The 22,062-nt window shown below is 65.9% G+C and carries 20 protein-coding genes; 16 read left to right on the top strand and 4 right to left on the bottom strand.

Annotation, left to right across the window (positions count from 1 at the left end; translation table 11 throughout):
* The first annotated feature begins 163 nt into the window (after positions 1-163).
* The 3 genes from F9K20_RS16105 to F9K20_RS16095 all read left to right on the top strand — a co-directional run bounded on the left by F9K20_RS16105 (position 164) and on the right by F9K20_RS16095 (position 5,629).
* Positions 164-2,026, top strand: a complete 1,863-nt coding sequence (locus tag F9K20_RS16105; RefSeq protein WP_291004032.1) for a M3 family oligoendopeptidase — start codon at positions 164-166, stop codon at positions 2,024-2,026.
* Positions 2,027-2,274: 248 nt separating this feature from the next.
* A complete protein-coding gene (locus F9K20_RS16100) occupies positions 2,275-4,170 on the top strand; it encodes a potassium transporter Kup (RefSeq protein ID WP_291004113.1) in 1,896 nt (631 codons plus the stop codon).
* Positions 4,171-4,243: 73 nt separating this feature from the next.
* Complete coding sequence (locus F9K20_RS16095; protein WP_291004030.1) at positions 4,244-5,629, top strand: AarF/ABC1/UbiB kinase family protein; 1,386 nt, start codon at positions 4,244-4,246, stop codon at positions 5,627-5,629.
* A gap of 16 nt (positions 5,630-5,645) precedes the next feature.
* Here F9K20_RS16095 and F9K20_RS16090 read toward each other — a convergent pair whose 3' ends face one another.
* The gene (locus F9K20_RS16090; protein ID WP_291004027.1) at positions 5,646-5,843 is read right to left on the bottom strand and encodes a DUF2892 domain-containing protein; all 198 of its coding nucleotides are present in this window, start codon (positions 5,841-5,843) and stop codon (positions 5,646-5,648) included.
* A 163-nt stretch (positions 5,844-6,006) separates the two neighbouring features.
* Here F9K20_RS16090 and F9K20_RS16085 point away from each other — a divergent pair, with 163 nt between their 5' ends.
* Positions 6,007-6,348 carry a cytochrome c gene (locus F9K20_RS16085; protein ID WP_291004024.1) on the top strand — a complete coding sequence of 114 codons (342 nt, stop codon included), beginning with the start codon at positions 6,007-6,009 and terminating at the stop codon, positions 6,346-6,348.
* 33 nt (positions 6,349-6,381) lie between these two features.
* Here the strand turns inward: F9K20_RS16085 and F9K20_RS16080 are convergent, their stop codons facing one another.
* Entirely contained in the window at positions 6,382-6,663 is a 282-nt protein-coding gene (locus F9K20_RS16080; RefSeq protein ID WP_291004021.1) for a hypothetical protein, read from the bottom strand.
* Between the two features lie 375 nt (positions 6,664-7,038).
* On the opposite strand from F9K20_RS16080, the gene F9K20_RS16075 reads away from it, so the two are divergent.
* Positions 7,039-9,219: a TonB-dependent receptor gene (locus tag F9K20_RS16075; RefSeq protein WP_291004017.1), complete on the top strand. Its 2,181-nt coding sequence runs from the start codon at positions 7,039-7,041 to the stop codon at positions 9,217-9,219.
* A 25-nt stretch (positions 9,220-9,244) separates the two neighbouring features.
* Here the strand turns inward: F9K20_RS16075 and F9K20_RS16070 are convergent, their stop codons facing one another.
* The gene (locus F9K20_RS16070; RefSeq protein WP_291004015.1) at positions 9,245-10,516 is read right to left on the bottom strand and encodes a DUF4010 domain-containing protein; all 1,272 of its coding nucleotides are present in this window, start codon (positions 10,514-10,516) and stop codon (positions 9,245-9,247) included.
* A 195-nt stretch (positions 10,517-10,711) separates the two neighbouring features.
* Between F9K20_RS16070 and F9K20_RS16065 the strand changes: the two genes are divergently transcribed.
* The 4 genes from F9K20_RS16065 (at position 10,712) to F9K20_RS16050 (ending at position 13,896) form a co-directional block, all read left to right on the top strand.
* Positions 10,712-10,822, top strand: coding sequence for an aa3-type cytochrome c oxidase subunit IV (locus F9K20_RS16065; protein ID WP_291004012.1), 111 nt, complete (start codon positions 10,712-10,714; stop codon positions 10,820-10,822).
* Between the two features lie 93 nt (positions 10,823-10,915).
* On the top strand, positions 10,916-12,049 hold the full coding sequence (locus F9K20_RS16060) for a Re/Si-specific NAD(P)(+) transhydrogenase subunit alpha (RefSeq protein ID WP_291004009.1): 1,134 nt from the start codon (positions 10,916-10,918) through the stop codon (positions 12,047-12,049).
* A gap of 1 nt (position 12,050) precedes the next feature.
* Complete coding sequence (locus F9K20_RS16055; protein WP_291004006.1) at positions 12,051-12,455, top strand: NAD(P) transhydrogenase subunit alpha; 405 nt, start codon at positions 12,051-12,053, stop codon at positions 12,453-12,455.
* Between the two features lie 37 nt (positions 12,456-12,492).
* Entirely contained in the window at positions 12,493-13,896 is a 1,404-nt protein-coding gene (locus tag F9K20_RS16050; protein WP_291004110.1) for an NAD(P)(+) transhydrogenase (Re/Si-specific) subunit beta, read from the top strand.
* Between the two features lie 234 nt (positions 13,897-14,130).
* Here the strand turns inward: F9K20_RS16050 and F9K20_RS16045 are convergent, their stop codons facing one another.
* Positions 14,131-15,393, bottom strand: coding sequence for an alpha/beta fold hydrolase (locus tag F9K20_RS16045; RefSeq protein ID WP_291004003.1), 1,263 nt, complete (start codon positions 15,391-15,393; stop codon positions 14,131-14,133).
* Between F9K20_RS16045 and F9K20_RS16040 the strand changes: the two genes are divergently transcribed.
* The 7 genes from F9K20_RS16040 to F9K20_RS16010 all read left to right on the top strand — a co-directional run bounded on the left by F9K20_RS16040 (position 15,392) and on the right by F9K20_RS16010 (position 22,039).
* On the top strand, positions 15,392-16,138 hold the full coding sequence (locus tag F9K20_RS16040) for a haloacid dehalogenase type II (protein WP_291004000.1): 747 nt from the start codon (positions 15,392-15,394) through the stop codon (positions 16,136-16,138). The genes F9K20_RS16045 and F9K20_RS16040 overlap by 2 nt on opposite strands.
* 313 nt (positions 16,139-16,451) lie before the next feature.
* Positions 16,452-17,243: a serine protease gene (locus F9K20_RS16035; RefSeq protein ID WP_291003997.1), complete on the top strand. Its 792-nt coding sequence runs from the start codon at positions 16,452-16,454 to the stop codon at positions 17,241-17,243.
* Positions 17,244-17,423: 180 nt separating this feature from the next.
* Positions 17,424-18,230 (top strand): outer membrane beta-barrel protein, encoded by an 807-nt coding sequence (locus F9K20_RS16030; RefSeq protein WP_291003994.1) that lies wholly within the window; start codon positions 17,424-17,426, stop codon positions 18,228-18,230.
* A 164-nt stretch (positions 18,231-18,394) separates the two neighbouring features.
* Positions 18,395-20,203, top strand: a complete 1,809-nt coding sequence (locus F9K20_RS16025; RefSeq protein ID WP_291003991.1) for a DUF255 domain-containing protein — start codon at positions 18,395-18,397, stop codon at positions 20,201-20,203.
* A gap of 37 nt (positions 20,204-20,240) precedes the next feature.
* Positions 20,241-20,510, top strand: a complete 270-nt coding sequence (locus F9K20_RS16020; RefSeq protein ID WP_291003988.1) for a MoaD/ThiS family protein — start codon at positions 20,241-20,243, stop codon at positions 20,508-20,510.
* 23 nt (positions 20,511-20,533) lie between these two features.
* Entirely contained in the window at positions 20,534-21,637 is a 1,104-nt protein-coding gene (locus F9K20_RS16015; RefSeq protein ID WP_291003986.1) for a sialidase family protein, read from the top strand.
* A 90-nt stretch (positions 21,638-21,727) separates the two neighbouring features.
* Positions 21,728-22,039 carry a hypothetical protein gene (locus tag F9K20_RS16010; protein ID WP_291003983.1) on the top strand — a complete coding sequence of 104 codons (312 nt, stop codon included), beginning with the start codon at positions 21,728-21,730 and terminating at the stop codon, positions 22,037-22,039.
* The last annotated feature ends 23 nt before the right edge of the window (positions 22,040-22,062 follow it).

Genomic DNA, 22,062 nt, shown 5'->3' with positions numbered 1-22,062 from the left:
TAGCTCACTCAACAAAGGCAAGACTGCCCAACAAGGGTAAATAAGCTGTTGCGACGGAGCCCAGGTTGAGCCTTTTTTGGGCACAGCGAGTCTTCCATGCCACGCGCGCGTCTCGCCACGAGGCGGCGCAAATCCCCCATGTCCCTCATCAGCGGAGCAAATGATGCGATCTGACGCAGCCGCCCCCGACATGCGACGCAACTTCAACGCGCAAGATGGCGCGGCGGCGAAGGCCGCTCAGGCACTCGGGCTGATGCCCGAATGGAACCTCGCCGACCTCTATGCCTCGCCGACGGCGCCGGAAATCGCCCGCGATCTACAGCGTGCAGCCGATGAGGCGCGCCGCCTCAAGGAGGCTTATCACGGCAAGCTCGCCGCGCTCGCCGCCGACGGCGCCGTGCTCGCTCTCGCCATCGAGGAGTTCGAGCGCTTCGTCGAGCTGACCGGGCGCCTCGGCTCCTTCGCCGGGCTTCACTACGCCGGCAACCAGGCAGACCCCGAGCGCGCCAAGTTCTACGGCGACATCGCCGAGAAGCTCACCGCCATTTCCACCGACATCATCTTCTTCGAGCTGGAGCTCAACCAAATCGACGACGCGGTGCTGGAAGCGGCGCTGAAGAACGAGCGCCTCGCCCGCTACAAGCCGTGGATCGCCAACATCCGCAAGGAGAAGCCGTATCAGCTGGAGGAGAAGCTCGAGCGCCTGTTCCACGAGAAAGGCCAGACCTCGAGCGGTGCCTTCAACCGGCTATTCAACGAGACCATCGCCGCGCTGCGCTTCCCCGTCGCCGGCGAGGCCGAGCCGTTGGCGCTGGAGATGACGCTCAACCTGTTGTCGAACCCGGACGAGAAAAAGCGCCAGGCAGGTGCCGAGGCTCTCGCCAAGGTGTTCAAGGACAACGTGCGCCTGTTCACACTGATCACCAACACGCTGGCCAAGGACAAGGAGATCTCCGACCGCTGGCGTGGGTTCAAGGACGTCGCGGCGAGCCGCCACCTCGCCAATCAGGTCGAGGCGGAGGTGGTCGATGCTCTCGTCTCGAGCGTGCGCGCGGCCTATCCGCGTCTGTCGCACCGCTACTACGGCATGAAGGCGAACTGGCTCGGCAAGGAGCGGCTGTCGCACTGGGACCGCAACGCGCCGTTGCCCGAGCGCCCGGAGCGCACCTTCGCCTGGCGCGACGCCCAGCGCCTGGTGCTCGGCGCCTATCACGACTTCGCGCCGCAGATGGCCGACGTCGCCGGCGAGTTCTTCGACAAGCAGTGGATCGACGCGCCGGCCCGCCCCGGCAAGGCGCCGGGCGCCTTCGCGGCGGCGACGGTGCCGTCGGTGCACCCTTACGTCTTGCTCAACTACCTCGGCAAGCCGCGCGACGTGATGACGTTGGCGCACGAGCTCGGCCACGGCGTGCACCAGATGCTTGCACGCCCGCAAGGCGCGCTCTTAGCACCCACGCCGCTGACGCTGGCGGAGACCGCCTCCGTGTTCGGCGAGATGCTCACCTTCAAGGCGCTCTTGAAGGAGACGCACGATCCCAAAGAGCGCAAGGCGCTCATCGCCGGCAAGGTCGAGGATATGCTCAACACGGTGGTGCGGCAGATCGCGTTCTACACCTTCGAGCGCAAGCTGCACGAGGCGCGCCGCCAGGGCGAGCTCACACCCGACCAGCTGGGCGCCATCTGGCTCGAGACGCAGGCCGAGAGCCTCGGGCCGGCCATCGAATTAAAGCCGGGTTACGAAGTGTTCTGGGCTTATGTGCCGCACTTCGTCCATTCGCCGTTCTATGTCTACGCGTACGCCTTCGGCGATTGCCTGGTGAACTCGCTCTACGGCCTTTACGACGAGGCGCACCCGGGCTTCGTGGCGAAGTACTTCGACATGCTGAAAGCCGGCGGCTCCAAGCACCATTCGGAACTGCTCGCCCCGTTCGGCCTCGACGCCTCCAAGCCCGAGTTCTGGAACAAGGGGTTGAAAGTCATCGAGGGCATGATCGACGAGCTCGCCGCGGCCGATGCCGCCGCTTGATCGCCGGCGTCAGCCTACCCATACCAAGGCGGTACATTCAGCAGGGCACCACCCCTGCGCGCAGGCAGGCGCATGCCGCTTCCACCTTTCCTCCCGCTTCAGAATCTTGGGCTATTGTCAAGGCTATGAAGCGTTCCCCTTAGCGATTATGGGGTTTCCCTCAACCCGCTTAGGGGCTAGAAGCGCCCGCCAATTGCTGCACTGCAGCCAGCTCTATGTGGAGTGCCGACGTGGCACAATCGCAGTTGGTGACGAAGGGCGCCGACCAGGCTTCCGCCGAGGGAGTACCGAGCGGGAGGTTCTGGGCGCTGGTGATCGGCTCCATCGGCGTCGTCTACGGCGACATCGGCACCAGCCCCCTTTATGCCTTCAAGGAAGCCATTCATGCGGCCAAGGCGACGAGCTTCGCCGGGCGCGAAGCCGTGTTCGGCGTGCTGTCGCTGATCACGTGGGCTTTGTTGCTCATCGTCACCCTCAAGTACGTGTTCGTCCTGCTGCGCGCCGACAACCGCGGGGAAGGCGGCATTTTCGCGCTCATGGCCCTCAGCCAGTCGGTGGCCAAGCGCAGCGCCCCACTGCTTATGGGTCTCGGTATCGCTGGAGCCTCGTTCTTCTACGGCGACGCCGTCATCACCCCGGCCATCTCGGTGCTCTCGGCGGTGGAGGGCCTGCATCTCGTCTCGCCGGCCTTCGATAACTTGGTGCTGCCGCTCGCCGTGGTGATCCTCATCGGGTTGTTCGCTGCCCAATCGCATGGCACCGCCAAGGTCGCCGCGCTGTTTGGACCCATCACGGCGGTGTGGTTCGTCGCCCTGTTCATCGGCGGCCTCATCCACATCTTCGCCAATCCGGACGTGCTCGTCGCCCTCAACCCGTATTACGGCGTGAAGTTCGTCCTCAAGCACGGGGTCGTCGGCCTCACCGTGCTCGGTCTCGTATTCCTCGCCGTCACCGGCGCCGAGGCACTCTATGCCGACCTCGGTCACTTCGGCCGCCAGCCCATTCAGACGGCGTGGCTCGGCTTCGTGCTGCCGGCCCTCACCGTCAACTATTACGGACAAGGCGCGCTCGTGCTTTCCAATCCGCAGGCGCTCGAGAGCCCGTTCTACCTGCTCTATCCGGAGTGGGCGCTGATCCCGATGGTGATCCTCGCCACGGCAGCGACCATTATCGCTAGCCAGGCCGTGATCACGGGCGCCTACTCCTTGACGCGGCAGGCCATTCAGCTCGGGCTGTTGCCGCGCCTTGGCATCAAGCACACCTCCGAAAGCATGGCCGGGCAGATCTACATGCCGCGCGTCAACTGGTTGCTGCTCATCGCCGTGCTGTTCATGGTGCTGCTGTTCAAGAACTCCAGCAGTCTGGCGGCGGCTTACGGCGTCGCGGTCACTGCGGAGATGGTGATCACCTCGCTGATCGCCTTCTTCGTCATCTGGAGAATGTGGGGATGGAGCGTCTGGCAGACGGCGCTGCTGATCGTGCCGCTGTTGTTCATCGAGCAGGCCTTCTTCGCCGCCAACATGCTGAAGATCTTCGAGGGCGCCTGGGTGCCGCTGCTGATGGCGGGATGCGTCGGCCTCGTCATGGTGACGTGGGTGCGCGGCGCCCGCCTGCTCGCCAAGCAGACGCGCAAAAACGAGGCCGACCTCGATTGGCTATTGCGCAAGCTCGAGGCCAAGCCGCCGCATCGCGTGCCCGGCACCGCGGTGTTCTTCACCGCCGATCCCACCGCCGCGCCCACGGCGCTCATGCACAACCTGAAGCACAACCGCATCCTGCACGAGCGCAACATCATCCTCTCCATCAGGACCGAAGATGTGCCGCGCGTGCCGCGCTACGAGCGCGTCACCGTCGACCGCGTCACCGATACCTTCATTCGGGTGGTGGCGCGCTACGGGTTCATGGAGACGCCGAGCGTGCCGAAGATCCTCGAATCCTGTCGGCGCAAGGATCTCAACATCGACATGAGCGCCACATCCTTCTTCCTGTCGCGGCGCAACCTGAAGCCGACGCCCAAGTCGGAGATGCCCGCCTGGCAGGACCGACTGTTCGTGGCCCTGGCCCGCAGCGCCCAGGATGCGACGACCTACTTCCAGATCCCCACCGACCGCGTGGTCGAGGTCGGCACCCAGGTCGCAGTCTGACGTACGTCGCCTTGCCCAGGCGAGGCGGCGTCCCGATATGCGTTCGAGACACGCGCCGCGTCGAGGCTCACCTATGAACAACGAGGAAAACCGCTTCTCGGCGCGCGCCGCCCGCTACGTGAAGGTCGGCGCCAACGTCGGTGGGCTCGCCGCGCGCGTCGCCGGCGAGCGCCTGTTCGGCGTCGAGCACGACATGGCGCGCGGCGCCGCCGACCTCGCCGCCGCGCTCGGCGGCCTCAAGGGCCCGCTGATGAAGGTGGCGCAGCTGCTCTCCACCATTCCCGAGGCACTGCCCGCCGACTACGCCCGCGAGCTCGCGCAGCTGCAATCGTCGGCCCCGGCCATGGGCCCCGCGTTCGCCAAGCGCCGCATGCAGGCCGAGCTCGGCCCCGATTGGGCCAAGCGCTTTTCCGCCTTCGATGTCAACGCCGCGGCATCCGCCTCGCTCGGGCAGGTACATCGCGCCACGGCGCACGATGGACGCGCGCTGGCCGTCAAGCTGCAATACCCGGATATGCCGTCGGCGGTCGAAGCCGACCTCATGCAGCTCAAGGCCGTGTTCGCCATCCACGCGCGCCTGAACCCCGCCGTCGAAACCGGCGAGATCTTGAAAGAGATATCGGCCCGGCTGCGCGAGGAGCTCGACTACGAGCTGGAAGCGCGCCACACCAAGCTCTACGCCAGCATCTTCGCCGGTGATCGGCACATCCACGTGCCGGAGGTGCTGCAGGAGCTGTCGACCAAGCGCCTCTTGACCATGACTTGGCTCGAAGGCCGCAAGCTGCTCGACTACAAGGGAGCGCCGCTCGAGCACCGCAACACCATCGCGCGGGCGATGTTTCGCGCCTGGTGGTTCCCATTCAGCCATTACGGCGTCATCCACGGCGACCCGCACCTCGGCAACTACACGATCTTCACCGAGGGCGACGGAGCGGACGGTGCCGGTGCGCTCGGCACGCCGGCCGGCATCAACCTCTTGGACTACGGCTGCATCCGCAGCTTCCGCACGCCATTCGTGCAGGGCGTCATCGATCTTTACAATGGTCTATTGCGCGGCGACCGCGACCTCATCGTGCACGCTTACGAGACGTGGGGCTTCCGCGGGCTGTCATCGGAGCTGATCGACGGCCTCACCATCTGGGCGCGCTTCATCTACGGCCCGCTGCTCGACGACCGCGAGCGCTCGATCGCCGAGAGCACGACGCCCGGGGAGTACGGGCGCAAGGAAGCTTTCACCGTGCACCGCATCCTGCGCGACAAGGGCCCGGTGAAGGTGCCGCGCGAGTTCGTGTTCATGGACCGCGCCGCCATCGGTCTTGGCGGCGTGTTCCTGCACCTTGACGCACGTCAGAACTGGTACCGGCTGTTCAACGAGACAATCGAGGGCTTCGACCTCGCCACCGTGGCCGAGCGCCAGCGGCGGGCCTTCATCGCCGCCGGCGTGCCGCTGCCGGAATGAAGCCGCGCAATGCGCCTCAGGCCGAACGCGTCTTAATGCCGAACAGCTTGTAGGCCGGGCAGAAGCCCCACAGGCCGGTTACCAGCGGCAGCAGCCCAACCCAGCCCCACACGTTCGCATTCTCGATGCCGTAGATGCCGAGGGGCGAGGCGATGAGCGCCAGCCCGACAATGACGCGCAGTGTGCGATCCAGCATGCCTTCGTTCTGTTCCACGATCCTGCTCCCTGTTGCGACCCGCCGCCAAGCGGCGAGCGGCATGGCTGCACAGCGGAGCGGGCCGCGCCGTGATTCAGGTCAAATGCACGGCACTTTTCGTGTGCTCACTTTGTCGGGACAATCGATTCGTCCCGGTGCGAACCTCGGAGTAGGAGCAGCGATGCGGCGGCAAACCCTTGGCGATGACCTGCGCGCGTCGGTATGTGCTCTTGCCTTGCTGGTCGCGTTATCGCCGGCCGCGCGCGGCGACGATGTCGCCAAGGGCGAGGAACTCGCCAAGGCGCTGTGCGCCGAGTGCCATCTCAATCCCGGTCAGGGCGAGAAGCGCGGTCCCATGGGCGTGCCGGGCTTCGCCGCCGTCGCCAACCGGCCGCTGCAGACGTTCGACGGCGTCGTCGGTTGGCTGAAGTCGGTGCCGCCGATGATGCCCGACCACCACCTGACGCAGGACGAGATGTTCGCGCTCGCCGCCTACATCATGTCGCTGCGCAAGGCGCCCTGACAGCAGCTTCTGCCATTCGAGCGGCTCGTCGCGTTACATCGCCAAGGTGTCGGTCAGCACCGGATCGGTCTCGGCCAGCGGAGAGTTGAATGCGATGCCGCAGAATGCGGCGACCGACCACTCGACCTTGCCATCGAGGGCGGGCATCGACGGCAGCTCGACGGTGACGGCGTCGCCAGGCTCGAGCCCGAAAGCACCGTCGAGCCTGATGCCGTGGCGCGAAATGCTGCGGATGGTTGCGCACTGGCGCGTGCCGCGCGCGTAGACGAGCGCGTATCGCATGGCGGAGTGGCGCTCGAGCGGAGGCCGCTTCATGGGAACTCGTCCGGCGGAGGTGTGCAGGCGCGGTGTTTGCAGTCGCATGTGACCCCGACAATTGCATGTGCCCGATGCGATGCTGGCAGAGAAGACGTTGCCGTCGGTTTGCAGGCCGGATTGGCGATTGATTAGAATTTTACCCGATGTGGCGGTCCTCCGGCGCTGTACGGGCAAAGTTGGATACCGGTGCCGGGACAATCTCCTAGGAGGCGTTGCTCGATGACGAGGTGGCAACGTTCTTTCCACTGTGCTGCTTTAGCAGCAGTGCTCTACCGATGACTCGAAGCACATCATCCGTCCTCTCATCGCACTTCCGCGTTTGTTACCGTTGCGTGGAATGTTGTTTCGTAGTGCGTATGCGGGGAGCTTGGTGTGCGTATTCGTTCTGTCGTTGCGTCGAGTCTCCTTGTTTCGCAATGCTGCGCGCCGTCGCTTGCCCAGGAGGTGCAGGAGCTCCCGCCCATAACGGTCACGACATCTCCGGCGAAGTCGGCAAAGACATCGAAGCCGACCGCGAAGCCGGCGCAGGCGGCCAGCGCGTCTGGCGTCCCGCTACAAGGGGCCGCGAAGGCGCTGGAGTTCGCCCCCGTCGATGACCTCGATCCGCGTGGCGTGCAGATCGGCGTGGCGCAGTCCGCGAGCGAGGGTGTCGTCACGGCAACCGAGCTGGCGGCAAGGCCGGTCTATCGGACCGGCGAGCTGCTCGAATCCGTGCCGGGGCTGATCGTCACCCAGCACAGCGGCGAGGGAAAAGCCAACCAGTACTTCCTGCGCGGGTTCAATCTCGATCATGGAACGGATCTCGCCATCACCATGGATGGCATGCCCGTGAACATGCGCACGCACGGCCATGGCCAGGGCTATGCCGACACCAATTTCATCATTCCCGAAATCGTCCGCGGCATAGCCTTCCGTAAGGGGCCGTATTTCGCCTCGGAGGGCGATTTCGCTTCCGCAGGGGCCATTCATCTCGACGTTTTCGACAGGCCGCAGCCCAATTTCGCCAAGGTCGAGATCGGCGAGTTCGGGCATCGGCGCGCGGTTGCGGCCACGTCCGCGCCGATGGGCCTCGGCGGCACAATGATGGTTGCCGGCGAGATCGCGCGCTTCGATGGTCCCTGGGAGGAGCCTGACGATCTGCTCCGTCTCAACGGAATCGCACGCTATTCCAACGGGTCTTACGAGAACGGCTTCGCGTTGACGGCGATGGCCTACTCGGGGCGCTGGAATTCGACCGACCAGATACCCTTCTACGCTGTCGCGTCTGGAGACCTCAACCGCTTCGGCGCCATCGACCCGACCGACGGCGGCGTCTCGCACCGCTACAGCCTGTCCGCACGCTGGCATGCGACCGACGCGGGCTCAGCAACGCGCATCAACGCCTACCTCGTCAAAAGCGATCTGACGCTGTTCAACAACTTCACCTACTTCCTCAATGATCCTCTCAATGGCGACCAATTCGAGCAGGCGGACGACCGCGTGCTGGCGGGCAGCAGCGCCAGCAAGACCTACTATTCGACGCTCGCCGGTGGCATGCAGAGCGCGACGACCGTCGGCATCGATACCCGCTACGACGACATCGAAGTTGGGCTGTTCAACACCAAGGAGCGCAACCGGCTTTCCACGGTGCGCGAAGACTCTGTAAGCGAGGCGAGCGCCGGCGTGTTCGTCGAGAACACGCTGCGCTGGACCGACTGGCTGCGCACGACCGTCGGCCTGCGGGGCGACCTCTATCACGTCGACGTGGCGAATGATCGGGCTGCGAACTCAGGCGATGAGACCGATTCGATCCTCAGCCCGAAAGCCGGCCTGGTGCTCGGTCCGTGGGCCGACACGGAGCTTTACTTGAACGCGGGCACCGGCTTTCACAGCAACGATGCCCGCGGAACGGTCACGACGATCGATCCTGTGACCCTCGATCCAGTCGATACGGCTCCCCTGCTCGTGCGCTCCAAGGGCGCGGAGGTCGGCCTTAGAACACAACCAACGCGCGCCATCACGAGCACGCTCTCGGCCTTCATCCTGGATTTCAACTCCGAGATCCTCTTCGTCGGCGATGCCGGCACCACGGAGGCGAGCCGGCCGAGCCGCCGCATCGGCGCGGAGTTCACCCTGCAAGCCCAGCTTCTTCGCTGGCTCTTCCTCGACCTCGATGCGGCCTATACGCGAGCCCGGTTCACGGATCATCTGCCCGAAGGGCGGCGCATCCCCGGCGCCGTCGAAGGCGTCGTGACGGCCGGGCTCTCGTTCCAGGATGTCTGGGGCGGCTTCTACGGCGGCATCAACGTGCGCTACTTCGGACCGCGCCCGCTGATCGAGGACAACAGCGTGCGTTCCCAATCGAGCACGCCCATGTCTGCCCGACTCGGATACGCGTTCGGCCCCGGCCTCGCCATGCAGGTGGACGCCTATAACCTCTTCGATGAGACCGCGAGCCAGATCGACTATTTCTACGAATCCCGCTTCCCTTCAGGCGCAGCCCCAGTGGAAGGTATCCACTTCCACCCGCTCGAGCCCCGATCGTTCCGTCTGGCCGTCACCAAACAGTGGTGAGTCCTCGTAGCGATCAGGCGAGGGCTTACACCTGCACGGCGAGCCATAGACCGACGGCGCCGGCGATGAGCGTGGCGATCAGCACCGGCACCAGAAGCTTGGCGAAGCGCATGCCGCCGGCGCTCGAGGCCAGCGCCACCTTGGCGATGGAGTTGATGCCCACCGCGATAAGAATGGCGATCACCGCGCTCGTCGCGTCGAGCCGCTCCGGCGCGAGGCGCGCCATCGACAGGCTGATGGCGTCGACGTCGACGATGCCCGAGATGGCGGCGAGCACGTAGGCGCCGGCCGCCCCGGCCCAGGCGGCAATGCCGTTGGCGAGCCCCATGATCACGGCGAGCAGGGCGCCGAACTGCAGCACGGGGACGAGATCAAGTGGGTTCTTGAGTGCCAGCGGCGCTGCTTTCTTCGCGTCCCCGGCGCGTCTGGCCAGCAGCGCACCGAACCCAGCCTGCGTGAGCACGCCCAGCGCCAGCGGCGGCGCCAGGAGTGGGAGCAGCGCGTAGTTGACCGCGGCGACGACGACCATCACACGCAGCATCATCATCGCCCCCGCCAGCACGGTCGCCGCGGCGAACAGCCCGCGGTGGGCGGCATGCCCACGCGCCAGGTGCGCCATGTTGAGCGTCACCGCCGTCGAGGACACGAGCCCCCCCGCCAAGCCCGACAGGAGTAGTCCGAGCCCGGGCCCGGCCATGCGAATGGCGACGTAGCCGGCAAACGACAGGGCGGCGATGAAGATGGTCATCAGCCACACCTCGCGCGGGTTGACCGGCAACCAGGCCGCCAGCTCGCGATCGGGCAGCAGCGGCAGCGCGATCACCGTCATCGCCAGCAGGATGAGGCCGGAGCGCAACTCCTCCCACGTCAGGCGCTCGAGCCAGGCGTGCAGCATCGCCTTGAGCGCCAGCAGCAAGGCTGTGGCGACGCCGGCCGCGGCGGCCGCACGCGGATCGCCCAGCACCGCCAGGGCCCCGAGGGCGAAGGCGAGCATGGCGGCGATGACCGTGGTGGCGCCGAAGCTGCCCTCGCGCTGCATCTCGCGATAGCGGAAGAGTGCAACTACCCCGGTAAAGCCGACGAAGGCGGCGCCCAAGCCGATGAGGCCCCACACGCCCGTGCCGAGGGCCAGCGCGCCCCACACGCCTCCCAAAAGGCCGGATAGGGTCAAGGTGCGCAGGCCCGCCGCCCGCTCCCCCTCCGGCTCCGACCGCTGCTTCCAGCCGCGCTCGATGCCAATGATGAGACCGATGGCGAGGGCCACTGCCAGCCGCTGGATGAGCTGAAAGGTATCCATGCCTTTCTTGGGGACCGCTTTGGCCGCGCAGGCTAGCAGTTTTCAGGTGCGCCACCCAGTACGACTGAACAGACGGGCGCGCGGTTGTGGCCGCTTGATAGGCGGCCGGCGTTGAGGTAACGAGGGAAACCCAAGATCAAGAGAACCCGAGGGAGGGGCACGGTGGCGATCGATTTGTCTGGCGGCAATCCTAACATGGACTACGCCCAAGCCGAGCAGACCTATAGGCAGTTCATCCTGCTCACGAAGGTGATGATCGCCGGTCTCGTGGTGCTGCTGGCCGGGATGGGCTACTTCCTCACCTAGAACAACCGCGCCGCGCGCTGGAAGCTCGGCGCCGACCTTAGGGCGCCCGGATCCGGCGGTGTGTGAGAAACCTCCCTGCGATCGGACGCGTGCATGGTCACCATAGCGGTTACGGCCGAGCCTGCGGATGAACCGCGCGTTGCGGTCTCGCCCGAGACGGTCAAGAAGCTCGTCGGCCTCGGCGCGCATGTGAAGGTCGAGGCGGGCGCCGGCGCCCGCTCGCGCTTCTCCGACGATGCGCTCCGCGCGCAAGGGGCGGAGATTGTTGCCACCGCGGCGGATGCGCTACGCGACGCCGATATCCTCCTCAAAGTGCGCCGCCCGAGTGCCGCCGACGTCGCTGCGCTGAAGCCCGGCGCCCTCGTCGTCGCCATGCTCGATCCCTACGGCGACAGCGCCGCGCTGCAGGCGCTGGCAGGGGGCAATGCCGCGCTGTTCAGCATGGAGTTCATGCCGCGCATCACGCGCGCGCAGTCGATGGACGTTCTGTCGAGCCAGGCGAACCTCGCCGGCTACAAGGCCGTCGTAGATGCTGCGGCCATGTTCCAGCAGGCAATGCCGATGATGATGACGGCGGCGGGCACGGTTCCCGCCGCAAAGGTTTTCGTCATGGGCGCCGGCGTCGCCGGCCTGCAGGCCATCGCCACCGCGCGCCGCCTCGGCGCGCAGGTCTCGGCTACCGACGTGCGTCCCGCCGCCAAGGAGCAGGTGGCCTCGCTCGGCGCCAAGTTCATCGCCGTGGAGGACGAGGAGTTCAAGCAGGCGCAGACCGCCGCCGGCTACGCCAAGCCGATGTCGGCCGAGTACCAGGCCAAGCAGGCCGAGCTCGTCGCCTCCCACATCAAGAACCAGGACATCGTCATCACCACCGCGCTCATCCCGGGCCGTCCGGCGCCGCGGCTCATCACGCGCGCCATGGTCGAGAGCATGAAGCCCGGCTCCATCATCGTCGACCTCGCCGCCGAGCGCGGCGGCAATTGCGAGCTGACGCAGCCCGGCAAGACCGTGGAGCACAATGGCGTGCGCATCTACGCCCCGCTCAATCTGGCCGGCGACATCGCCGTCAACGCCTCCAGCCTCTACGCCAAGAACCTTTACGCCTTCCTCGAGACCTTAATCGACAAGAAGGAAAAGAAGCTGGCGGTCAATTGGGACGACGAGATCGTCAAGGGCACGTTGGTTGCGCGCGACGGCAAGATCGTTCACCCCAGCCTGCAGGGAGCGTGAGATGAACAATTCGCGTAAGTGGATCGCTCTTCCTGCAGCGCTGCTACCGACACAGGCATTTGCAGCGAGCGGCATCGGCGGCGCCATCGATCCCGTCGTCTACGAGCTGATGGTGTTCGTGATGGCGATCTTCGTCGGCTACTACGTCGTGTGGAGCGTCACACCCGCCCTGCACACGCCGCTGATGAGCGTGACCAACGCCATCTCGTCGGTGATCGTCGTCGGCGCGCTGCTCGCCGTCGCGGTCGAGCACGGGGGCCTCGAAGGCTTCATGAGCGGCGATGAGCTCGCCTCCAAGACGTTTGGCGTGCTGGCCCTGGCCATGGCGGCCGTGAATATCTTCGGCGGCTTCCTCGTCACCCAGCGCATGCTCGCCATGTACAAGAAGAAGGGCGACAAGCGGTGACCGGAACAGCACGCGCCCACGGGGGAAGAGAGCAATGCTGACGCCCAATCTCGTCGCCGGCCTCTACCTCGTCTCCGGCGTCCTCTTCATCCTCGCCCTGCGCGGCCTGTCGAGCCCCGCCACCTCGCGGCGCGGCAACTACGCCGGCATGCTCGGCATGCTCATCGCCATGGGAACGACGCTGGCGGTGGCCAACCCGCAATTGCCGCTCACCTGGATCCTGCTCGGCGGCGGCCTCGCCGTCGGCGGCATCGCCGGTGCCGTCACTGCGCGACGCATCGCCATGACGGCGATGCCGGAGCTGGTCGCCGCGTTCCACTCGCTCGTCGGTCTCGCCGCCGTGTTCGTCGCCGCCGCGGCGCTCTATGCGCCCGATAGCTTCGGCATCGGGACGCGCGGCGCCATCCACTTCGCCAGCCTCGTCGAAATGTCGCTCGGCGTCGCCATCGGCGCCATCACCTTTACCGGCTCGGTGATCGCCTTCTTGAAGCTGTCGGCGCGCATGTCCGGCAAGCCCATCATTCTGCCGGCGCGCCACGTCATCAACCTCGCGCTGTTCGCGGGCCTCGTCTACCTCATCTACCTGTTCTGCCAGTCGGGCGGTGACCCGCTGCTGTTCTGGGGCATCACGCTGACGGCGATGCTGTTCGGCGTCCTGATCATCATTCCCATCGGCGGCGCGGACATGCCGGTCGTCGTGTCGATGCTCAACTCCTACTCGGGCTGGGCGGCAGCCGGCATCGGCTTCACGCTATCGAACATCGCCCTCATCATCACCGGCGCCCTCGTCGGCTCCTCCGGCGCCATCCTGTCGTACATCATGTGCAAGGGGATGAACCGCTCGTTCATCTCCGTCATCCTCGGCGGCTTCGGCGGCGAGGTGGCGGGCCCCGCCGGCGGCGCCGAGCAGAAGCCGGTCAAGCTCGGCTCGGCCGAGGACGCCGCCTATGTGATGAAGAACGCCGCGCGTGTGATCATCGTGCCGGGCTACGGCATGGCGGTCGCGCAGGCGCAGCACGCATTGCGCGAGATGGCGGATGCGCTGAAGAAGGCAGGCGTGGAAGTAAAGTACGCCATCCATCCGGTCGCCGGCCGCATGCCCGGTCACATGAACGTGCTGCTCGCCGAGGCCAACGTTCCGTACGACGAGGTGTTCGAGCTCGAGGACATCAACTCGGAGATGCCGCAGGCCGACGTCGTCTACGTCATTGGCGCCAACGATGTCGTCAACCCGGCGGCCGAGACCGACAAGTCTTCGCCCATCTACGGCATGCCGGTGTTGCAGGCGTGGAAGGCGGGCACCGTGCTGTTCAACAAGCGCTCGCTCGCCTCGGGCTACGCCGGCATCGACAATCCGCTGTTCTACAACGACAACACGGTGATGGTGCTGGGCGACGCCAAGAAGATGACGGAAGAGATCGTCAAGGCGCTGGCGCACTAAACCAGCTTGTAGATGCGCCGATCCCGCTCGCGCCCCCTCGCCCGCGCTTATCGCGGCGAAACGCGATTTCGCGCAACCTCTCCCCACCGGGGAGAGGTTAAGTGGCTCGCACACCACCTCTCCCGGCGGGAGAGGTCGGAAGCGGTCATGGCGAAGCCATGCTCCGCATGGACGAGCTTCCGGGTGAGGGGTTAACGGCTAGACGACATGCGTTCCGCCGAAACTAGAAAGGCGCTAGTGCGCGCTTCGGCTATTCACCCAGGCGAGAACCTCCGGCCACAAGGTACGATGGGCATTGCGTCCGACAAGAACGCCGACGTGCCGGAGTGCGATGCCGGTGTCACCCTCGTAGCGCAAGAGCTTCTTGTCCCGGCCGGGTAGCACATCGAGGAATGGCATGACGGAACTCGGTGGAACCACGTCGCTTTCAGGATCGATCACGGCCAGGACGGGCGCAGTGACGTTCCGCGCCGCGGCTGGCTTGTCGCCCACGCGAAGCGTTCCGCGCATGAAATGATCCTGTCGATATAGATCGACGACATCAGCGAAGAGCCCGCCGGGCATGGCCAGCTCATCAAGTAGCCATCGCTCGACCAGGAGGTGCGTGTAAAGAGCCTCGGGGTCCACGAGGCTGGCAACCCCGTCGCGCCAACGCCACCAGAGAAAGCTCTCCGGTGAGGCGGCGACGCCAAGGGCGCCGAGAAGTACGCCTGGACAATCGTCGAAACCGCTTAGCGCCTCTACGCTCGGAAATTGGCGAATGAGCCGAGCGATAGCACCGGTATCTTCGGCGAAGCTGAGTGGCGCTTCGAGCAGCACGAGCGCGCCCACCTTCTCAGGATGGAGCGAGGAGAAGATCGCCGCAAACGTGCCCCCAAGAGAGTGTCCCGCGAGAACAATCGGTCTGCCGATTGCGTTTGCGCAGTCGAGAATATGGCGATCGGCGTAGGTCGCTATTCCGATGTTCGGGTCGTCCCGCGGAGCCTCAGTCCATTCGAGGAGATAGACGTTGAACCCCGATTCAAGGCAGCGCTGCACGACGCTGACCGGTGGCAACAAGTCCCAGATGTAGTGCTTTTTTATCGGCGCCGGGATGATCAGCCAGGATGGCTGGTCTCCAGGCCGGCCGTAGCATCGAAGCCTCAGGCCCGGCCGCTCCAACACCAGCCGATACGGCGTTTCCCGACGGGCCATCCAGAAATCAAGCACGCGCCCCCAGCCGCGCCGTGCCTCATCGGCCGCAGCAAAGCTCGCGAAATCCGGCCCGTGCGAATTTGAATGCATGGTTCCGAGGACCATCGACGCAAACGCCTGATGACAAGGGATGTTCCGGGCGGACCTCCGGGATTTCACTCGCTTCCCCTGAGCGCGTTGTCGGCATCGGCGGCGCGCGAAACTTTTCCCAGCGACGGCCGAATAGCTGAGGCCGGGCCGGACTTCGAGGACACGCTTTCGAGGGCTGCGTGCCTGATCGGCTCGTCGCCCGCAGGTTCTCATGCGCCTTCCCTTGCCAATGTTGCTCGTCGCCTTGCTCGCTGCCATCGCCGCCCAGGCGCAGGCAGCGCCGCGCTTCAAGGCCGTCGCGTTCGACTACTTCGTCATCTTCAATCCGAACTCGGTGGTGCCCGAGGTCGAGAAGGCGTATCCGGGGAAGGGCCTCGCGTTCACCAAGGCCTGGCGCACCAAGCAGTTCGAGTACGGCTTCCTGCGCTCCATCACCGGCCGGCACGAGGACTTCTTCAAGGTCACCGAGGACGCGCTCGTCTACACGGCCGCAGCGATGCAGCTTCCCTTGCCGGAGGACGTGCGCCGGCGCCTGCTCGGCGCCTACCTTACCCTGCAGCCGTGGCCGGACAGCATCGCCATGCTGCGCAAGCTGAAGGCTGCGGGCGTGCGCCTCATCACCATCGCCAACTTCTCGGGCCGCATGCTGCGCGCCAATGCAGAGGGCGCCGGCATCGTCGATCTCTTCGACGAGTTGCTATCGACCGAGGTCAACGGCACCTACAAACCGGACCCGCGCGCCTACGCGCTCGGCATGGAGCAGCTCGGCCTGAAGAAGGAGGAAATCGCGTTCGCCGCGTTCGGCGGCTGGGACGCGTACGGCGCCAAGAGCTTCGGCTATCCCACCTACTGGGTGAACCGCTTCAATCTTCCGGCGGAGCAGCTCGGCATCGGGCCGGACGCCACCTCCAACGCCGTCGGACTGCTGCGCTTCGTTCTGGGTGAGGCAGGCGAATGAGGATGGATGCACAGTCTGCCAAACTGATTTTCAGCATCGATAAAATGAGCAGCATCGCTGCGACAGCGTCACCCCCCGGTCGGGCAAATTCCCTCTGGCGCTTGACGTGCGCGATGCTTTAAGCGCAGGGCCGTTGCAGCGACGGTTTGGGGGGGTGGACGTGAACGCTGATCGGGGAGCGCCGGCACATCGTCGATTGCTACGCAACCAGCGTCCCAGGTTGCGCGTGAAAGCCGCCGACGCTGTCTCAATCGTGGTGAAGGGGAAGCGGCCGGACACCGCGTCTTGGTTGCGAGCGCTCGCGTGCGCGCTCATGACGTTGGCGCCGGGGACGCATTGCCGCGCCGCCGAGGGATTCTTTACCGACAAACAGCCGCCGGCCGTTCGGGCCGTGTGGCCGTCCGTCTATGCCTTCGTCTGCGAGGGCCGCAGCGGCGCCTACACGGCCTCCGCGTTTCTCGTGGGGCAGGCGCCGCGCGGTAAGCGCACCGACTACTATTTCATCACCGCCGGGCACGCCATCGAGGACTGCAAAGAGCCACGGCGCTACCTCGCCGAGGATATCAACCAGCCGCGCTTCGAGAGCGACGGCATCACGCTCGCGCCGCCACCGCAGCGGCTCGACGGTGTCGATCTCGTCTATGTCGACGACGCCTACGACCTCGCCGTGGTCAGGATCACGGCAAGCACAAAGCGGCGCCTCGGCGCCCCGCTTCCCGTTGGCGACCGGTGTGAGCAAGCCCTGCGCCAGGAAATTTACGCGATTGGATTTCCTGGCGTCGGCAAGCGCCGTTCGCTGCGCTTATCCCGTGAAGCCAAGCGCTGGAGCAAAGGCGAGTTCGTCGGCCTCGGGAAGGCCGAATTTCGCGGCAGGCTATCGACGTACATCGCCGCCAGCGTCGACTCGCTGCCCGGCAACTCGGGCGGACCGGTCATCGACGCCAAGGGCACGCTGGTCGGCGTCGTCGTCAAGGGTGCTGCCAATGAGGACAACGGCTTTCGCTACGACGTCGATCCTCGCAAGAAAGGCGATTGGCACTCGTTCCTGGTGCCATGCCAGGCCGTCTTGAGCATCCTGCGCCGCGCCGGGCTGCTGGCGCATTGAGGCCGGCCAAGCACGGTCGGCCTTTGACCGCAAAGCGGAATTGACCGCTCACGCACACACATTACAGCCTGAAACCTATTGGGCCCTGTTGATTGCGGTAATTGTCCGTGGGCCTCCCGTCGGCACGGCCGCGAATCGGCATATCCGAATCGTCTTCACCGTCCTGGGAGGGCGATTCACATGCGTCATATGAATATTGCGCTACTCGCAATCGGCATCGTCAGCCTCGGCGCGAGCCAGCATGCGCGAGCCGATGGCATGCCGTCGTATCCGGCCCCGGTCACGTTGGCGGCAACGAATTGGACCGGGTTTTACGGTGGGCTTCATCTTGGCGGGACCTGGGGCTCCACGGGAGCATTCGACTTGAACGGGTACAACGTGCCCCCGTGGGGGGCAGCAACTGCCCAGCTAGGTCCTCCCTTGGATCCCGGCGACCGGTGGCATTCCGATACGTCGGGGTTCGTTGCCGGTGGCCAGCTCGGCTACAATTGGCAGCTCGGCGCACTATTGCTGGGCGTGGAGGGCGATGTTGGCGACCTCGGCCTGACCGGCAGCGCGCCCACCCACGCCCCACTTGCGGGGCAGGACACATCCTCACGCACGGAAGCCGATTTCTATCTTACCGCGCGTGGCCGCATGGGGTTCGTTGCGGACGACTGGCTCTTCTATGGGACCGGCGGCTACTTCGGTGCACAGACGCGTGTCAGCATCCTCGATACGTGCTTCGTTACGCCGCCGTGCGGCCGATCCACGATGAACGCCAGCGATCAGTCGTTCCGTTCCGGCTGGACCGTTGGCGGCGGCACCGAATGGAACTTCAGCGGGCCTTGGAGCGCCAAAGCCGAGTACCTCTACTATGATCTCGGCAGCACGACGGCCAGCGGTCTTGCGGGCGGTGTCGGGCCGGTCTTCAGCTGGAATATCGACACGCACGGCAACATAGTGCGGGCGGGGGTGAGCTACAGGTTCACCGGCGTAGGATACTAGATCGACGGTCACGACGAACCTGCAGCGCCGCATTGCCTGCCCGCGTCAGCTCGAAGATCGCGAGGGCGTTTCCGCCTCCGCCCGGGTCGGCAGGCCGCGCTGCCCAGTTGTGAAACTTAGCCGCAACTTCGCACGTACTCGGCTCAAGAGAGCACGAGGACCAGATGCGGATTGCGACAAGAGTGATGCTGGCGGTTCTGCTGGCCCTATTTTCAACGGCGCGCGCTGATGAAGCGGCGCTCACGTGGGAAGGCTGGAACGACGGCCTGTTCGCGCGCGCTCGCGCCGAGCAGCGCTTCGTCATTCTCGACCTCGAGGCGGTGTGGTGCCATTGGTGCCACGTCATGGAGGAGACCACCTATAAGGACCCCAAGGTGATCGAGCTGCTGAGGTTGAAGTATCTCCCCGTGCGCGTCGACCAAGACGCTTCGCCCGACTTATCGAGCCGCTATGGCGACTGGGGCTGGCCGGCGACCATCATCTTCGCGCCCGATGGCTCCGAGATCGTGAAGCGGCGCGGCTACATCGAGCCGGCAGCCATGGTGTCGCTGCTCGAGGCGGTGATCGCCGATCCGTCACCCGGGCCGTCGGTGCAGGCGGCGATCGAGGTGGTGCCGGCCGTCGATCCGCTGCTCAGCGCCAAGCAGCGCGCCCAACTTTTGACCCGCAGCCGCGACTTCTACGATGCGCGCCACGGCGGCTGGGGCGACGTGCACAAGTTCATCGATACCGATGGCATGGATTCCCTGCTGGCCGGTGCCGAGCGCGGCGACAAGCAAGCGCAAGACCGTGCCCGCCAGACGCTCGATGCCGGCTTGAAGCTGATCGACCGGCAATGGGGCGGCATCTATCAGTATTCGGACACCGTCGATTGGACGTCGCCCCACTACGAAAAGATCATGTCCTACCAGGCGAGCGGCCTGCGCCAATACGCCCAGGCCTACGCGCTGTGGCAGGAGCCCCTCTACCTGCAGGCAGCGCAGGACTTGAAGCGCTTCCTGTTGACCAAGCTGCAGGGGCCGGACGGCGCCTTCTTCACGAGTCAGGATGCCGATGTGGACGCCACGCTGCATGGCAAAGAGTTCTACGCCTTGAGTGCCGCCGAGCGCGATAGGCTCGGCCGCGAGCCGCGCATCGACCGCAACGCGTATGCGCGCGAGAACGGCTGGGCCATCAGCGGCCTCCTTGCCTACTACGGCGCGACGGGCGAGGAGGCGGCCTTGAGCGCGGCGTTGCGGGCGGCGAATTACATCATCGCGCATCGCTCGATCGAAGGCGGAGGTTTTCGCCACGGCGACAATGACCGCGGCGGACCATTCCTCGGCGATACGCTCGCCATGGGTCATGCCGCCCTCGATCTCTATGCCGCAACGGGCGATCGCGCCTGGCTTGGCGTCGCCGACGGCGCCGGGAAGTTCATCGCGGCGCGCTTCAAGGACGCGAGCGGCGGCTTTCGCACCACGGCCGCACCCGAGGCCGCGACCGGCGTGTTCCTGAAAGCGGCGAAGCCACACGACGAGCAGGTGGCCGCGACCCGCTTGGCCAATCGCCTCTATCGCTACCTCGGCCAGGAAGGCTATCGCGCGCTTGCCGAGCACGGCGCGCGCTACCTGGCCGCCGCCGCGGACCTCAACCAGTCGCCATGGGCGGCGGCCGGAACCCTGCTTGCCGACCGGGAGCTCGCCGTAGAGCCGACGCACATTACGATCGTCGGCTACAAGGACGCGCCGCAAGCGGCTTTGCTGCACAAGGCCGGGCGCGCCTATCCGGCGCTTTATAAGCGGCTCGACTGGTGGGATGCGCGCGAGGGCCCGCTCCCGAATCCCGATGTGCAATACCCCGAGCTCGACCAGCCGGCCGCCTTCGCCTGCGCCAACCGGATATGCTCGCTCCCGGCCTTCAGCGCGGAGGAGCTTGCCGACAACGTGAAGCGCATGTTGAGCCTAAGGCGCGACGGCGGAGCCAACCAGTAGGTCGCTCACACCGGGGGCATGCGCTAAGATCGCGCGCATGCCGCGCGTCGTCTTCACACCCAATCTGCAGCGTCACATCGCCTGCCCGCCGGTGAGCGTTGAAGCGCGAACCGTGCGCGAGGCACTCGAAGCCGCCCTCGCCGGCAACGCGCGCGCCCGCGCCTACGTGCTCGACGACCAGTCGGCCCTGCGCAAGCACATGGTGGTGTTCGTCGACGGCAAGCGCATTACAGATCGCGTGCATCTTTCCGATCCCGTCCTCGAAAACGGCGAGATTTACGTGCTACAGGCGCTGTCGGGCGGATAACGAAAGCACACGTGGGAGGCGCCATGAGCGACCGCATCTTCGTTGCGACGCGCAAGGGTTTGTTCACGCTGAAGCGCAACGGTGGGGCTTGGTCCATCGCCGGCGCCGACTTTCTCGCCGACCACGTCTCGATGCTGCTCGCCGATAGCCGCGGCGGCCAGCTCTACGCCGCCCTCGACCACGGCCACTTCGGCGTCAAGCTGCACCGGAAGAACGGCGGCGGCGCCTGGGAGGAGATTGCCGCCCCCGTATACCCGGAAAAGCCCGAGGGCGAGGACGACAAGGACATGTGGGGCAAGCCCATCCCGTGGTCGACGGTCAAGATCTGGGCGCTGGAGACGGGCGGGCCCGCCGAGCCGGGCGTCCTGTGGTGCGGCACCATCCCCGGCGGCCTCTTCCGCTCAGCCGACCATGGCGCAAGCTGGGAGCTTGTGCGCTCGCTGTGGGACCATCCCAAGCGCAAGAAGTGGTTCGGCGGCGGCGCCGACCTGCCGGGCATCCACTCCATTTGCGTCGACCCGCGCGATGCCAAGCATGTCAAGCTCGGCGTTTCCTGCGGCGGCGTGTGGACGTCAACCGACGGCGGCGCCACTTGGGACTGCTCGGGAGAAGGCATGCGCGCCGCCTTCATGCCACCCGAGCAGCAGTATGACCCCGACATCCAGGACCCGCACCGCCTCGTGCAGTGCCGCGCGCGCCCCGAGCGCCTATGGGTGCAGCACCACAACGGCATTTTCCGCTCCGACGACGGCGGGGCGCACTGGGAGGAGATCGGCGAGGCCAGCCCCTCGGTGTTCGGCTTCCCCGTCGCCGTGCATCCCGATGACGCCGATACCGCGTGGTTCGTCCCCGCCATCAAGGACGAGAAGCGCATTCCCGTCGCCGGCCAAGTGGTGGTCACGCGCACGCGCGATGGCGGCAAGAGCTTCGAAACCCTGCGCCAAGGCCTGCCGCAGGAGCACGCCTACGATCTCGTCTACCGCCACGCGCTCGACATCGATGCTTCCGGCAACCGTCTCGCGTTCGGCAGCACGACGGGCAACCTGTGGGTGTCGGAGGACCAGGGCGACAGCTGGCGATGCCTGTCACAGCACCTGCCGCCGATCTACGCCGTGCGCTTTGGCTAGCGCCGTGGCGCCGGAGCGCAGGCCTTGCCGATTGTTTCACCATGATCGCACGCCGCATCCGAGCGCGGCCGGGCCGTGGTATAATTCGTTATGGTTCTGGCGCGCTTACTTCTGCTGGTTGTCATGGGCGCGGCGCAGCTCGGCGATGCCGTGCTCGCGGCGCCGCCCATCTTCGACCAACGCGACCCATCCCCCATTCTGGAGCCCGTGCAGCGCAAGGGCACGCGCAACTACCGGCCCGACGGCACCACGCCGGGCGAAGCGGCGACTGCCTCGCAAGCGCCGACCGTATCGAGGGAAGCAAAGCTCAAGCAGTGCATGGACACCTGGGACGAGGGCACGCACATCACCAAGAGCAAGTGGCGGGAAATCTGCCTGCGCCAGCTCGACGCGCGCGAGTAGGCTCACGCGGGCCTCACGACAAC

This window comes from Hyphomicrobium sp., assembly GCF_009026145.1.
In the GTDB taxonomy this organism is placed as follows: domain Bacteria; phylum Pseudomonadota; class Alphaproteobacteria; order Rhizobiales; family Hyphomicrobiaceae; genus Hyphomicrobium_A.
The sequence above is the reverse complement of the archived record's forward strand: the minus strand, read 5'-3'. Positions and strand labels throughout refer to the sequence as shown.